Source organism: Micromonospora sp. A3M-1-15 (genome assembly GCF_024213425.1).
Classification (GTDB): Bacteria; Actinomycetota; Actinomycetes; order Mycobacteriales; family Micromonosporaceae; genus Micromonospora; species Micromonospora chersina.
The window spans coordinates 539716-553541 of the sequence record NZ_JANAVK010000004.1; the positions used below are offsets into that span (position 1 = coordinate 539716).

Here is a 13826-nt window from a genome sequence, read left to right on the forward strand (position 1 = left end):
TCGCGAACGAACGGTGGCGCGGTGTGAGTAAGGAGCGGGCCCGCCGCCGGGAGGCCCGCCAGGCCGAGCTGGAACGGGAACGCGCCGCGCGTGCCCGCCGGGTGGCGCGGCGGGAGCGGCGGCGCGTGGTCGCCCGCCGGTTCACGCCGAAGCTGCGGCGGGGCCGCACCGGCCGGCTGCGCCGGCACAGCCGTGGTGAGCGGGCGGCCATCGTGCTGCTCACCGGCGCGGCGGTGGCCGGTATCTGGAGTTTCGTCGACGACCTGGCGCTGCGGCTGGCGCTTGTCGTGTTGTTGCTGCTGGTCCTGCCCGCGGTCGTGGTGATCGCCCTGGACCGTCGTTCCTGATGCGAGGAGTAGAGCGTTGAGCCTCACCCTGTTGCCCGCCGTGGACGTCGCCGACGGCCAGGCCGTCCGGCTCGTCCAGGGCGCCGCCGGCAGCGAGACCGCGTACGGCGATCCGCTGGAGGCCGCCCTCGCCTGGCAGGCCGACGGCGCGGAGTGGATCCACCTGGTCGACCTGGACGCCGCGTTCGGCCGGGGCACCAACGCCCACCTGCTGGCCGAGGTGGTCCGGCAGCTCGACGTGAAGGTCGAGCTCTCCGGCGGCATCCGGGACGACGAGTCGTTGCAGGCCGCCCTGGGCACCGGTGCGGCCCGGGTCAACATCGGCACCGCCGCGCTGGAGGACCCGGAGTGGTGCGACCGGGTCTGCGGCGAGTACGGCGACCGGGTGGCCATCGGGCTGGACGTGCGCGGCCGTACCCTCTCGGCGCGCGGCTGGACCCGCGACGGCGGTGACCTCTACGAGGTGCTGGCCCGGCTGGACAAGGCCGGCGCCTCCCGCTACGTGGTCACGGACATCACCAAGGACGGCACCATGCGCGGGCCCAACCTGGACCTGCTGCGCGAGGTCTGCTCCCGCACCGACGCCCCGGTGATCGCCTCCGGTGGCGTGTCCACCCTGGACGACCTGCGCGCGCTGGCCACCCTGGAGCCGGTGGGCGTGGAGGGTGTGATCGCCGGCAAGGCGCTCTACGCGGGCGCGTTCACCGTCGCCGAGGCGTTGGCCACCCTGCGGGCCGGCGCGTGACGGCCGTCGCGGGTGACGGCGCCCGGCCGGCGCCGGACGCGCCGGCGGTCACCCGGCTGGGCTCGGGCGGCCCGTGGGAGGCGCTCTACGGCTACTGCCGGGTGGTCCGCGCCGGGCAGCTGGCGATCACCGCCGGCTGCACCTCGACGGTGGACGGCCGGGTGGCCCACGTGGGCGACGCGGCGGCGCAGACGGCCCAGGCGATCCGGATCGGCCTGGACGCGCTCGCCGAGGTCGGCGCCGAGCCGGCCGACGTGGTGCGCACCCGGATGTACGTGACCGACCGGATGTACGCCGACGAGGTGGGCCGGGCGCACAACGCGGTGTTCGGCGCGGTCCGCCCGGTGGCCACCATGGTCGTGGTGGCCGGGCTGATCGACCCGGAGCACCTGGTCGAGGTCGAGCTGGAGGCCTGGCTCGGCGACCGCTGACGGCCGTCCCTGGATGTGGGGGCGGCCACTCCGCGGCCCATTAGGTTGTGCACAACTCAATTGGGGGCTACGTTTTCGGGGTGACCGATGATCTGGTGCTGCGCCGGCAGGTGTGCTTCGCCCTCTACGCGGCGTCGCGCGCCCTCACCGACGTCTACCGGCCCATCCTCGACGAGCACGGCCTGACCTACCCGCAGTACCTGGTGCTGCTGGTCCTCTGGGAGCGCGGCGACGACGCCCCCACGGTCTCCGAGCTCGGCGCGCGGCTCCGGCTCGACTCCGGCACCCTCTCGCCGCTGCTCAAGCGGCTGGAGGCGGCCGGCCTGGTGGTGCGTACCCGCTCGGCGGCCGACGAGCGCCGGGTCGAGGTGGGCCTCACCGCGCAGGGCCGGGCCCTGCGGGAGCGGATGGACGAGGTGCCGCGTCGGGTGGCCCGCGCCACCGGCCTCACCGAGGCCGAGCTGGTCGCCCTCCGCGACACCCTCACCCGGGTCACCGAGACGATCCACCGACAGAAGGAGCAGTGACCACCATGCAGGTGCTCTACACCGCGTCCGCGCAGGCCACCGGCGACGGCCGGGACGGCCACGTCCGCACCTCCGACGGCGGCCTCGACCTGGACCTGGCCATCCCGAAGGAGATGGGCGGCGCCGGCGGCGCGACCAACCCGGAGCAGCTCTTCGCGGCCGGCTACGCCGCCTGCTTCCACTCGGCGCTGCGCGTGGTCGCCCGCAAGGCCCGGGCGGACGTCTCGAACTCGGTCGTCGAGGCCGAGGTGGGCATCGGTCCGAACGGCAGCGGGGGCTACGGCCTGGCCGTCACCCTGGTGGTCGACCTGCCCGCGGTCGAGCGGTCCGCCGCTCAGCAGCTCGTCGAGGCGGCCCACCAGGTCTGCCCGTACTCCAACGCGACCCGGGGCAACATCGAGGTCACCCTCACCGTCCGGGAGGCCCGATGACGACCAACCGGGAGATCCACCTGGCGTCCCGTCCGCAGGGCTGGCCCACCGCCGACAACTTCCGGCTGGTCGAGACCGAGGTGCCCACCCCGGGGCCCGGCCAGCTCGTGGTCCGCAACCGGTTCATGTCGGTGGACCCGTACATGCGCGGGCGGATGAACGACGTCAAGTCGTACGTGCCGCCGTTCGCGCTCGACGCCCCGCTCGACGGCGGCGCGGTCGGCGAGGTGGTGGCGAGCGGGGCCGAGGGCTTCGCGCCCGGCGACGTCGTGCTGCACGGCCTGGGCTGGCGGGAGTACGCGCTCGTCGACGCCCGGGGCGCCCGGAAGGTCGACCCCGACCTGGCCCCGGTCAGCGCCTACCTGAGCGTGCTCGGCATGACCGGGCTGACCGCGTACGCCGGGCTGCTCGACGTGGCCGCCATGAAGCCGGGCGAGACGGTCTTCGTCTCCGGCGCGGCCGGCGCGGTCGGCAGCATGGTCGGGCAGATCGCCAAGCTGCGCGGCGCGGCCCGGGTGGTCGGCAGCGCCGGCTCGCCGGCCAAGGTCGAGCGGCTCCGGGCGCTCGGCTTCGACGCCGCGTTCGACTACCACGACGGCCCGGTCCGCGACCAGCTCAGGGCCGCCGCGCCGGACGGCGTCGACGTCTACTTCGACAACGTCGGCGGCGAGCACCTGGAGGCCGCCATCGGCGCCATGAACCTGCACGGCCGGGCCGCCATCTGCGGCATGATCGCGCAGTACAACGCCACCGAGCCGCCCGCCGCCCCGCGCAACCTGGCGCTGCTCATCGGCAAGCGGCTCACCCTGCGCGGCTTCCTGGTCGGCGACCACGGGCACCTGCGCGAGCAGTTCGTCCAGGAGATGGCCGGCTGGCTGCGGGACGGCCGGATCTCCTACGACGAGACGGTGGTCGACGGCATCGAGCGGGCCCCGGAGGCGTTCCTCGGCCTGCTGCGCGGCGAGAACCTGGGCAAGATGCTCGTCCGTCTGTGACGCCGCACTCGTTCACGGCGGTCGGCCCGGTCGGGCCGGCCGCCGTGCCGTGCCGGTTGGATAGGCTCACGGCATGACGGTGGCGGTACGGGTGATCCCGTGTCTGGACGTGGACGCCGGGCGTGTGGTCAAGGGGGTCAACTTCCTCGACCTGCGCGACGCCGGCGACCCGGTCGAGCTGGCGGCCGCGTACGACCGGGCCGGCGCCGACGAGCTGACCTTCCTCGACGTCACCGCCTCCAGCAGCGACCGCGGCACCATGCTCGACGTGGTGCGGCGCACCGCCGAGTCGGTCTTCATCCCGCTGACCGTCGGCGGTGGTGTCCGCCAGGTCGCCGACGTCGACACCCTGCTCCGCGCCGGCGCGGACAAGGTCGGGGTGAACACCGCGGCCATCGCCCGCCCCGAGCTGATCGCCGAGATCGCCGACCGGTTCGGCCGGCAGGTGCTGGTGCTCTCCCTCGACGTACGCCGGGCGCCGGCAGGGGTCACGCCGAGCGGCTTCGAGGTGACCACGCACGGCGGGCGCCGGGGCACCGGCCTCGACGCGGTCGAGTGGGCGGCGCGCGGCGCCGAGCTGGGCGCGGGGGAGATCCTGCTCAACTCGATGGACGCCGACGGCACCAAGGCCGGCTTCGACCTGCCGCTGATCGAGGCCGTCCGCGCGGTCGTCGACGTGCCGGTGATCGCCAGCGGCGGGGCCGGCGAGGTCGCCCACTTCCCGCCGGCCATCGGCGCGGGCGCCGACGCGGTGCTCGCGGCGAGCGTCTTCCACTTCGGTGAGCTGACCGTCGGCGAGGTCAAGGACGCCCTGCGCGGCGCGGGCCACCCGGTCCGCTGACGCCCGCCCGTCCGCCGGCTCGGCGGGGGCGGTCGGGCCGGCCCGGCGGGCTGGCGGGGAGCCGCCGCCGGTCAGGGGCGGCCGGAGTGGCCCTCGGGGGAGCGGCGGGGCATCGGGATCGAGCGGACCACGTACTCCTGCACGGCGGCGGCGTGGTCGTCCTCGTCCAGCCGCCAGTCGGACTCGCCGGGCACGGGGCCGCGGCTCAGCACGCCCTGCACGGTGTCGACGGTGGTGCCCAGCCCGGCGCTGGGCCGGCTGCGCCAGAGCCGCTCGCCGTCCGGGGTCACCCGGAACCAGCCGTCGGTGACGCTGACCAGGCCCGCGTCGACGAGCCGGCGGACCGCGCCCTCCACCTCGTGCCGCTCGGGGATGGCCTGGTTGAGGTGGTCGGCCGTGGAGAGGACGTCGGCGAGGCGCACGCCCTCCGGGCGCCGGGTGTCGGCGGCCCGGCGGTGCCGACCGGCGCCGCTCGCGATGACCAGTGAGACGAAGATCCAGGCGTCGCTCCAACGCCAACCGTTCTCCCCCATGCACGAATGATGCCCGGCGACGGCGGCGGAGAAAACACCCGGTTTCGCGCCCGGACGTCGCCGCAGCTCAGCGACGTCCGGCGCGTCCCGTTCCGCTGCGGTCGGCGCGGCGGGGGTGACGCTGCGTGGTCGAAGGGCGGTTCAGGCCGCCTCGCCGGCCGTCCTCGGCGCGCAGGCGACCACCGGCTCGTCGGCCGGCCGGGCCGGCACCGCGAAGATCGGGATGAAGAACTGGGCGAGCGGCCCGATGGCCAGCGCGTACGCCACGGTGCCGAGGCCCACGGTGCCGCCGAGCAGCCAGCCCAGGCTCAGCACGGTCACCTCGATGACGGTCCGGACCAGCCGTACTGAGTAGCGGGGCCGGCGGGCCGTGAAGCCGGTCATCAGGCCGTCACGCGGGCCGGGGCCGAGCCCCGCGCCCAGGTAGAGGCCGGTGGCGGCGCCGTTGGCCACGATCCCGGCGACCAGCAGGGTGGCGCGGACCGGCAGGCCGTCGCCCGGCGGCAGCAGGGCCAGGGTGGCGTCGACCACCAGGCCGATCACCACGACGTTGCTGATGGTGCCGAGGCCGGGGCGCTGCCGCAGCGGGATCCAGAGCAGCAGCACGAGCGCGCCGACCGCGATGGTGACCGTGCCGAAGGAGAGGTGCGTCTGCCGGGCGAGGCCCTGGTGGAACACGTCCCACGGGTCGAGCCCGAGGCCGGACCGGATCATCAGCGCCATGCTGATCCCGTAGAGGGCCAGCCCGGCGTAGAGCTGGACGAGCCGCCGGGTGGGCCGGTGCCGGAGATTGCCAATTGGTGCCATGCATGCCACCCTAGGGTCCAATCCTGCCCGCGACAGAGCCAATTCAGGAGGGGTGGCCATGACGAGTCAGGTGCGTGGCGTCCAATTGGCTCGGCTTCTCGGGCAGTGGCATGCCCTCCCGGGCCGCCGGCGCAGCCCGGACTACGCCGCGCTCGCCGCCGCGGTCCGCGGGCTGCTCGCCGACGGCCGGCTGCCCCTCGGGGTACGCCTGCCGGCCGAGCGCGACCTGGCCGAGGCGCTGCGGATCAGCCGCACCACGGTCACCGCCGCCTACCGGGAGCTGCGGGAGACCGGCCACCTGGCCAGCCGGCGGGGCGCCGGGAGCTGGACCATGCTCCCGGGCACGCACCGGGTGGCCAGCACCGGTCTCTGGACCCCGCTCGACGACCGGGACATGATCGACCTGGGGGTGGCCGCGCTCTCCGCCCCGGCGCAGCTCGTGCCCGCGGCCCGGGCCGCCGCCGAGGACCTGCCCCGCTACCTCGGCGGGGCCGGCTACCACCCGACCGGCATCATCGAGCTGCGCGAGGCGGTGGCCCGCGCGTACACCGACCGGGGGCTGCCGACCAGCCCGGAACAGATCATGGTCACCAGCGGCACCCAGCACGCGCTGGACCTGGTGCTGCGGCTGGCCCTGTCGCCCGGCGGCGGGGTGCTGGTGGAGTCCCCGACCTACCCCAACGCCCTCGCCGCGCTGTCCGCCCGGCGGGCCCGGATCACCACCCACGGTCTCGCCGCCGACGGCGACGGCTGGGACGCCGACCTGCTGCTGGGCAGCATCCGGCAGACCCGGCCGAAGCTGGCGTACGTGATCCCCGAGTTCCACAACCCGACCGGCCACCTCATGGCGACCGACCTGCGCGAGCGGCTGGTCGGCGCGGCGCACGCCGCCGGCACCGACCTCGTGGTGGACGAGTCGTTCGTGGACCTGCCGCTGGACGGCACCCCGCTGCCGCCGCCGGTGGCCACCTTCGACCGGCACTCCCGGGTCATCAGCATCGGCGGGATGAGCAAGCCGTACTGGGGTGGCCTGCGGATCGGCTGGGTGCGGGCGTCCGCCCCGCAGGTGCAGCGGCTGGCCGCCGCCCGGGTCGGCGTGGACATGGCCAGCCCGGTGCTCGACCAGCTCGTCGCAGTGCACCTGCTGGCCCAGGGACCCAGCATCGTGGCCGCCCGGCGGATCCAGCTCGCCGCCCAGCGGGACGCCCTTGTCAAGGCGATGGCCGACCGCCTGCCCGACTGGCGGGTCACCGTGCCGCTCGGCGGGGTGACGCTCTGGGTGGAGCTGGACGGCCCGATCTCCAGCGCGCTGGCCCGGGCCGCCGAGGAGGTCGGCGTACGCCTGGCGCCCGGACCGCGGTTCGGCCTGGACGGCACGCTGGAGCGGTTCCTCCGGCTGCCCTTCACCCTGCCCACCGCGGACCTGGAGGAGGCCGTCGGCCGGCTCGCCGCGGTCCGCTACGACCTGGACCGGACCGGCCGCCCGCAGTGGCGGGAGCCCTCCGTCATCGCCTGAGCCGCCCGAGGGCGCGCCGGGCGTCCCGGGGGACAGCGTCCCGTCCGCCCGGCTGCCAGACTGTCCGCCGTGACGGACGGAACGCGGCGCGGGCCACGGATGCGGGTGATGACCGAGGGCGCCTCGGTCACCCCGCTGGAGCTCTTCTTCGACCTGGTCTTCGTCTACGCGCTCACCCAGGTGACCGCGCTCATGGCGACCGACCTGACCTGGGCCGGCATGGGGCGGGGCCTGCTGCTGCTGGCCCTGCTCTGGTGGTGCTGGTGCTGCTACGCCTGGCTCGGCAACACCGTCCGGGCCGACGAGGGCGTGGTCCGGGTGGTCCTCTTCGCGGTGATCGCCACCATGTTCGTGGTCGCCGCGACCATCCCCGAGGCCTTCGTCGACCTGCCCGGCGGGCTCTCCGGCCCGGTCGTCTTCGCCGCCTGCTACCTGGCCGTCCGGGTGCTGCACCTGACCCTCTACTGGTACGCGGCCCGGGGCGACGGCGGGCTGCGCCGGCAGCTCGTGCGCGCCGCCCTGCCGATGCTGGGCGGGGCGCTGCTGCTGTTCACCGCCGCGCTGCTGCCGCCGTACCTCACCGACGACCCGGCGCGGGTCGTCACGCTGCGCACCCTGCTCTGGGTGTGCGCCCTCGCCGTGGACTACGGCGGCATCATGGCCATCGGCGCGGCGGGCTGGCAGATCTTCTCGGCCGCCCACTGGACGGAGCGGCACGGCCTCATCATCATCGTGGCGCTGGGGGAGTCCCTCGTCGCCATCGGCGTCGGGATCACCGCGCTGCCGATCTCCTGGCCGATCATCGTGGCCGCGTTCCTCGGCGTCACGGTGGCGGCGGCGCTGTGGTGGGCGTACTTCGACGTGGTGTCGATCGCCGCCGAGCGGGTGCTGGCGCGGGCGCGCGGCGCCGAACGGGCCGCGCTGGGCCGGGACTCCTACACCTACCTGCACCTGCCGATGGTCGCCGGGATCATCCTGCTCGCCCTCGGCTTCAAGAAGGTCCTGGCGTACGTCGGGGACGGCACCCACCACCGGCTCACCGACCCGCTGCACGGGCTGGGCCTGCTCGCCCTCTACGGCGGCGTGATCCTCTACCTGCTCGGGCACGTGGGCTTCCGGCTGCGCAACATGCGCTCGGTCAACTGGCCGCGGATCGCCACCACCGTGCTGCTCGTGCTGCTCCTGCCGGTCGCCGACCACCTGCCGGCGCTGGCCGCGCTGGGGCTGCTCGCCGTGGTCTGCGCCGGCATGGTGGGGGCCGAGGTGGTGCTCTTCGGCACGGCCCGCCGCGCCCTGCGCGACGAGTTCCTCACCGAGCACGGCGCCGGCGGCGCGCCCGGCCGGTAGGCCCGTTCCGGTACGGATCGTCCGATCGGCACCGCGCCGGCCGCGCGATTGCGGAGACTGCCCGGGTGGGGAACGGCGGAGGCACCCGGTGGTCGCGGGTCGTGCGACCCGGCGCACCGGGCTCCCGGACCACCCGCCTGGAACTCTTCTACGACCTGGTCTTCGTCTTCGCGTTCATCAACGTCACCACGCTGACCGCCAGCCTGCTCAGCCCGGCCAACCTCTACCGCTGCCTGCTGGTGCTGGCGCTGCTCTGGTGGTCGTGGACCGGCTTCGCCCGGCTCGGCAACGCGGTCCGCGCCGACCAGGGCGTGCTGCCGGTGGTCGGCGTCATCACGGTCGCCGCCACCTTCCTGCTGGTGCTCAGCGTGCCGAGCGCGTTCGCCGACCGTCCCGGCGGGCTGAACGGCCCGCTGGTCTTCGCGGGCTGTTACTTCGCGATCCGGATGGCCCAGCTCGTGGTCTTCGCCTGGCTGGACCGGTCGGATCCGCTCCAGCGCCGGCGGCTCCTGCTGCGCGCGATGCTGCCGACCGTGGCCACCGTCCTGCTGGTGGTCGCCGGCACGGTCCCCCAGCGGCTCGCCGACCGGCCGTACGCCGTGGCGCTGCAACTGCTGCTCTGGACCGTGGCGCTGCTGGTCGAGTACGTCGGTGGGGTGCTCCTCGCCTCGGCGCGGTGGGTGGTGGTCTCCGCGGGCCACTGGGCGGAACGGCACGCCCTCATGGTGCTGATCGCGCTCGGTGAGTCGATCATCGCGCTGGGGCTCGGCCCGAAGACCGGGCTGCCGCTCACCGGCCCCGTGGCGGTGGCCGCGCTGCTCGGCGTCCTCGTCGTGGCGGTGCTCTGGTGGGCGTACTTCGACACCCTGGCCTACGCGCTGGAGCAGGCGCTGCACCACGCCCGCGACCCGGCCGCCCGGCTCCGGCTCTGCCGGGACGTCTACACGTTCCTGCACCTGCCGCTGGTGGCCGGGACCATCCTCTTCGCCCTGGGCCTCAAGGACCTGCTGGCCGACGCGGCCAGCCCGGACACCCCCACGTGGGGGCCGCCGCTGGGCGGCTTCTGGGTCACGATCATGTTCGGCGGGGTGGGCCTCTACCTGCTGAGCCTCGTCGCCTGCGCGCTGGTGGCGCTGCGGGAGGTGCACTGGCCGCTGGTGATCACGGTCGTGGCGCTCGCCGTCGTCGCCCCCGTCGTCGCCCCGATCCCGGAGCTGGCGTCGCTCATGGTGCTGGCGGTGCTCGTCACCGCCGGGGTGGCCGCGGAGACGTTCCAGGAGAACGGCCGGCGGCGCCGGATCCGGCAGCTCGCGCTGGAGGAGCAGCTCGCCGCGGAGGCGGACCAGAGCCACTGGCGCCAGGAGCACCTCTGACCGGTGAGCACGGCGGCGGCCGTGCCCCGGGACGGAGGGGCACGGCCGCCGGCCGGTGCGGGTCTCGCTACAGCTCGGCGAGGGTGCCCGCGTACATCTTGTCGATCTCGCCGGCGAAGTTGGTCTCCACGCTCCGGCGCTTGATCTTCAGCGACGGGGTGACCTCGCCGTCCTCGATGGTGAGGTCCCGGGGGAGGATGGTCACCTTCTTGATCGTCTCCCAGCGGTTCAGCTTGCCGTTCAGCTCGGCCACGTAGCCCTCGACCATGGCCTGCGCCTCCGGCGAGGTGACGATCGCGGTGTAGTCGCGGCCCTCCAGCGGCGTGCCGGCGGCCCACGCCGTGATCGCGTCCGGGTCGAGCGTGACCAGCATGGTGCAGTAGTTGCGGGCCTGCCCGATCACCACCGCCTGCGAGGTGTACGGGCAGACGGCCTTGAACATGCCCTCGATGTGCGACGGCGCGATGTACTTGCCGCCGGAGGTCTTGACCAGGTCCTTCTTCCGGTCGGTGATGCACAGGTAGCCGTCGTCGTCGAGGGTCCCGATGTCGCCGGTGCGGAAGAAGCCGTCCTCGGTGAACGCGGCGGCGGTCTCCTCCGGCAGGTTGTGGTAGCCGCGCATGACCGGCTTGCCCCGGACCAGGATCTCGCCGTCGGTGTCGATCCGGCACTCCAGGTCGCCCATGGCCCGGCCCACGCTGCCGATCTTCAGCCCGCCGGGCGGGTTCACGAACGCGCCCGCGCTGGTCTCGGTGAGCCCGTACCCCTCGGAGATGGGCAGGTTGGCCGCGGCGAAGAAGGTGCCGATCTCCTTGCTGAGCGGCGCCGCGCCGGAGACCAGCACCCGCATCCGGCCGCCGAGGCGGGCCTGGAGCTTGCTGAACACCAACTTCTCGGCCACCGCGTACTTCAGCTTCAGGCCGGCCGGGACCGGCTTGCCGGCCTGCTCCAGCGCGACCTTCTCCTTGCCCACCGCGACGCCCCAGGCGAAGATCTTCGCCTTCGCGCCGCCGGCGCCCTGGGCCGTGGTGACCGCCTTGTTGTAGACCTTCTCGAAGACCCGGGGCGCCCCGCACATGAGCGTCGGCCGGACCACCCCGAGCAGGTCGACCAGCTTGTCCACCCGGCCGTCGACGTAGGTGGGCAGGCCGACGTGGGTGGCGCCGCAGAGCAGCGTCTTGCCGAACGAGTGGGACAGCGGCAGCCACAGGTACTGCAGGTCGTCGACGCGCAGCAGGCCCAGCTCGGCCTGCGCCACGCCCTCCCAGCACCAGCCGCCGTGCAGCAGCTCGACGCCCTTGGGCCGGCCGGTGGTGCCCGAGGTGTAGATGAGGGTGGCCAGGTGGTCGGGTCCGATCCCGGCGACCAGCATGTCGATGAGGTCGGGCTCGTTCTCCAGCGCCCGGGCCCCCCGCTCCTCCAGCTCCGCCAGGGTGAGCTGCGGGACGGTGGCGGCCGGGTCGGGCGCGCCGTCGAAGAGCACCACGTGGGTCAGCGCCGGCACCGCGCCGCCGGCGATCTTCGCGGCCTGGGCCGGATTCTCGGCGAAGAGCACCTTCGACCCGGAGTCGGCGATGATGTAGGTCGCGTCCTCCGGCTCGGTGGTCGGGTAGACGGTGGTGGTGGCCCCGCCGGCACACATGATCCCGAAGTCGGCGAGCACCCAGTCGAGGCGGGTGTTCGCCAGGATCGCCACCGGGTCCTCCAGGCCGACGCCGAGCCCGTGCAGGCCGGCGGCGATCGCCTTGGCGCGCTGCCCGACCTGCTCCCACGTCAGCCAGACCGGGCCCGAGTCGTCCGGGGCGGGATGGGCGAACGCGTGGCGGTCGGGGGAGTCCGCCACACGCTTGAGGAACATGTCGGGTACGGAACGGTACGGTACATCGAGAGCCATCGCTGTAGCCGCCTTCAAGGGTGGAGGGACGTGACGGGGGTCACGCCATTCTGCGGTTACCGAAGAGTATTGCCTGCACCCGGCCACCGGCTAGCCCTCGTCACCTGCGGCGACCGCCGTCCCGGGAGGTGGAACCGGCTCAGGCGTACCGGGTGGCGGCGCGGGACCAGTCGTAGGTGGCCCGGATCCAGTTCCGCCGGGTGGCGAGGAAGGCCCGCACCCCGTCGTCCCCCGTGGCGGCCAGTGCCGCGTCCCGCTCGGCGTACGCGGCCAGGCCCTCGTTGAACCGGGTGGCCGCCGCGCGCAACGCCGGCTCCTCGCCCTGCCCGGTCTCGCCGGCGATCGTCGTGACCAGGTTGTGCGCGTCCGGCCCGGTCGCCCGTTCCTTGTCGTAGGAGAACAGGTCGTTGCACCAGCAGACCAGGTCGGCGGCGAGCGCGTCCAGGGCGGCCAGCGCGGGATCCGCCCGCCGGCCCGGGCCGGGCAGGTCCGGGTGCGCCAGGTCGGTCAGCGTGAAGCTGGGCCGGGCGCCGCCGGTGTGCCGGCGCATCTGCACGTACTCGGCCACCCCGGGCACCCGGCGGTGCTCCCGGTTGGCCGCCTCCCAGAGCAGCGCCAGCAGGTACTCGCGCAACTGGCTGACCAGGCGCAGCAGCAGCGCCGGCCGCTGCCGGTCACGGACCCGCCGGCACAGGTCGTCCAGCGCCACGGCGAGCGGACCGGCCTCGACCGGGACCGGCGCGGCCGGGTCACCGTGCCGGTCGAGCACCTCCAGCAGGCCCGCCACGGTCGGCGCGAGCCGGGTCGGGCTGGCCCCCAGGCCGTCCTCGTCGCAGGCGTCGTCCATCACGAACAGCCAGCTGATCAGGTCGGCGAGCAGCCGCAGGCCGTCGACCGAGGCGTCCGGGCAGGCCCGCCCGGCCAGTTCCACCGGGTGCGCGCCGCCCAGCCGGCGCAGCCCGCCCGGGGTGTCGATCAGGCCCAGGTCGCGTACCCACCCGGCGCTCTGTCCGGCGACGAGTTCGACGGCGGCGTGCCGGCGCGCCGGGAAGGGGGGTTCGTGCAGTGCCGAGAGCGCGAAGCCTCGCATCCGTCTCCCCTGTCCGCCGCCTCGGGGTGGGCGGCGGGTCAGGAGCGTACGGCAGCGCGGATCGGCCTTCGTCGCTGGGCCGAAGCTGTTCCACCGGTCCCGGTGACCGGTTCGGTGCACCGGGTCAGAAGCCCAGGCTGGCCGCCCGCAACCGCTCCGCCGGCTCGGCGGGGCCGTCCACCTGGACCCGGGCGACCCGCTGCCGGCCGGAGATGAACAGCACCAGCTCGCCCGGGGCGCCCACCACGCGCAGCCGTTCGCCGCCGCGGCCGACGCCGCGCTCGCCGTAGCCGGGGGCCTGGATCAGCAGGTCGGCCGGGAAGCGTCGCAACGCCACCCGGGCCAGCACGGCGGCCCGCTTCCAGAGCGCCGCCTGCTGGCGGGCCGGCAGGTCGCGGGGGAGCCAGCCCGGCCGGGCCCGGCGCACGTCCTCGTGGTGGATGAAGAACTCCAGGCCGTTGACGAGTTCGTCGGTGAGCGGGTTGCTCACCGGGCTCCACAGCGGCGGGCGGCGGACCCGGGCCACCAGGTCCGCGTACGGGCCGGCGGCCACCCGCCGGCGGACCGCCTCGCCGTGCCCGCGCAGCGGCGGCAGCAGGATGCCGCCGGCCGCGTCGGGCCGGCGCTCCCGCACCAGCAGGTGCGCCGCCAGGTCGCGGGTGGTCCACCCCTCGTTGACCGTCGGCGCGTCCGGTCCCAGCTCCAGCATCAGGTCGGCGAGCGCCTCGCGCTCCGCCCGGGCGTACCGCGGCATGGCCTGATCGTAGGCCCGGCGGGCCCGGTCGGCGCGCCCGGCGCGGCCCGGAGCCGGTGTCCCTCGCCGGGGGGCGGCCCGTCGCGCGGGCGTCCGCCCTGGTGGGCGGGGCCCGCGGGGAAGGAGTGACGGTCGACATATCGGGGCCGGGTCGGCGGAGTCGGGGTCGAGCGGTAAGGATGAGGAGGGAAAACT

General features: G+C 74.7%; 15 protein-coding genes. 10 read left to right on the plus strand and 5 right to left on the minus strand.

The genetic code is table 11. From position 1 onward, the window contains the following. Positions 1 to 23: 23 nt before the first annotated feature. The 7 genes from NLX85_RS22990 to hisF all read left to right on the plus strand — a co-directional run bounded on the left by NLX85_RS22990 (position 24) and on the right by hisF (position 4317). The gene (locus NLX85_RS22990; protein WP_091320415.1) at positions 24 to 347 is read left to right on the plus strand and encodes a hypothetical protein; all 324 of its coding nucleotides are present in this window, start codon (positions 24 to 26) and stop codon (positions 345 to 347) included. A 16-nt stretch (positions 348 to 363) separates the two neighbouring features. Continuing rightward, the gene (gene priA, locus NLX85_RS22995) at positions 364 to 1092 is read left to right on the plus strand and encodes a bifunctional 1-(5-phosphoribosyl)-5-((5-phosphoribosylamino)methylideneamino)imidazole-4-carboxamide isomerase/phosphoribosylanthranilate isomerase PriA (RefSeq protein WP_091320418.1); all 729 of its coding nucleotides are present in this window, start codon (positions 364 to 366) and stop codon (positions 1090 to 1092) included. Beyond that, a complete protein-coding gene (locus NLX85_RS23000) occupies positions 1089 to 1523 on the plus strand; it encodes a RidA family protein (protein WP_254338366.1) in 435 nt (144 codons plus the stop codon). Before priA ends, NLX85_RS23000 begins: the two co-directional genes overlap by 4 nt. Before the next feature lie 80 nt (positions 1524 to 1603). After that, positions 1604 to 2050 carry a MarR family transcriptional regulator gene (locus tag NLX85_RS23005; protein ID WP_254338369.1) on the plus strand — a complete coding sequence of 149 codons (447 nt, stop codon included), beginning with the start codon at positions 1604 to 1606 and terminating at the stop codon, positions 2048 to 2050. A 5-nt stretch (positions 2051 to 2055) separates the two neighbouring features. Continuing rightward, positions 2056 to 2481, plus strand: coding sequence for an organic hydroperoxide resistance protein (locus NLX85_RS23010; protein WP_256567418.1), 426 nt, complete (start codon positions 2056 to 2058; stop codon positions 2479 to 2481). Continuing rightward, positions 2478 to 3476, plus strand: coding sequence for an NADP-dependent oxidoreductase (locus tag NLX85_RS23015; RefSeq protein ID WP_254338373.1), 999 nt, complete (start codon positions 2478 to 2480; stop codon positions 3474 to 3476). The genes NLX85_RS23010 and NLX85_RS23015 overlap by 4 nt, the downstream gene beginning before the upstream one ends. Before the next feature lie 73 nt (positions 3477 to 3549). Then, a complete protein-coding gene (hisF, locus tag NLX85_RS23020) occupies positions 3550 to 4317 on the plus strand; it encodes an imidazole glycerol phosphate synthase subunit HisF (RefSeq protein WP_254338375.1) in 768 nt (255 codons plus the stop codon). Between the two features lie 71 nt (positions 4318 to 4388). On the opposite strand, the gene NLX85_RS23025 is transcribed toward hisF, so the two are convergent. Together NLX85_RS23025 and NLX85_RS23030 are read right to left on the minus strand one after the other, a co-directional pair. Next, the gene (locus NLX85_RS23025) at positions 4389 to 4850 is read right to left on the minus strand and encodes a hypothetical protein (RefSeq protein ID WP_091320431.1); all 462 of its coding nucleotides are present in this window, start codon (positions 4848 to 4850) and stop codon (positions 4389 to 4391) included. A 141-nt stretch (positions 4851 to 4991) separates the two neighbouring features. Beyond that, complete coding sequence (locus NLX85_RS23030; RefSeq protein ID WP_254338376.1) at positions 4992 to 5657, minus strand: YitT family protein; 666 nt, start codon at positions 5655 to 5657, stop codon at positions 4992 to 4994. Positions 5658 to 5715: 58 nt separating this feature from the next. Between NLX85_RS23030 and NLX85_RS23035 the strand changes: the two genes are divergently transcribed. The 3 genes from NLX85_RS23035 (at position 5716) to NLX85_RS23045 (ending at position 9893) form a co-directional block, all read left to right on the plus strand. After that, the gene (locus NLX85_RS23035; protein ID WP_254338379.1) at positions 5716 to 7173 is read left to right on the plus strand and encodes a PLP-dependent aminotransferase family protein; all 1458 of its coding nucleotides are present in this window, start codon (positions 5716 to 5718) and stop codon (positions 7171 to 7173) included. A gap of 69 nt (positions 7174 to 7242) precedes the next feature. Next, on the plus strand, positions 7243 to 8520 hold the full coding sequence (locus tag NLX85_RS23040) for a low temperature requirement protein A (protein ID WP_254338381.1): 1278 nt from the start codon (positions 7243 to 7245) through the stop codon (positions 8518 to 8520). A gap of 65 nt (positions 8521 to 8585) precedes the next feature. Continuing rightward, positions 8586 to 9893 (plus strand): low temperature requirement protein A, encoded by a 1308-nt coding sequence (locus NLX85_RS23045; RefSeq protein WP_254338383.1) that lies wholly within the window; start codon positions 8586 to 8588, stop codon positions 9891 to 9893. Between the two features lie 67 nt (positions 9894 to 9960). Here the strand turns inward: NLX85_RS23045 and NLX85_RS23050 are convergent, their stop codons facing one another. The 3 genes from NLX85_RS23050 to NLX85_RS23060 form a co-directional block, all read right to left on the minus strand. Continuing rightward, positions 9961 to 11787 carry a long-chain fatty acid--CoA ligase gene (locus tag NLX85_RS23050; RefSeq protein WP_254338385.1) on the minus strand — a complete coding sequence of 609 codons (1827 nt, stop codon included), beginning with the start codon at positions 11785 to 11787 and terminating at the stop codon, positions 9961 to 9963. A 139-nt stretch (positions 11788 to 11926) separates the two neighbouring features. Beyond that, positions 11927 to 12877, minus strand: coding sequence for a terpene synthase (locus tag NLX85_RS23055; RefSeq protein WP_254338387.1), 951 nt, complete (start codon positions 12875 to 12877; stop codon positions 11927 to 11929). A gap of 124 nt (positions 12878 to 13001) precedes the next feature. Continuing rightward, positions 13002 to 13631 (minus strand): TIGR03085 family metal-binding protein, encoded by a 630-nt coding sequence (locus NLX85_RS23060; RefSeq protein ID WP_254338389.1) that lies wholly within the window; start codon positions 13629 to 13631, stop codon positions 13002 to 13004. Between the last annotated feature and the right edge of the window lie 195 nt (positions 13632 to 13826).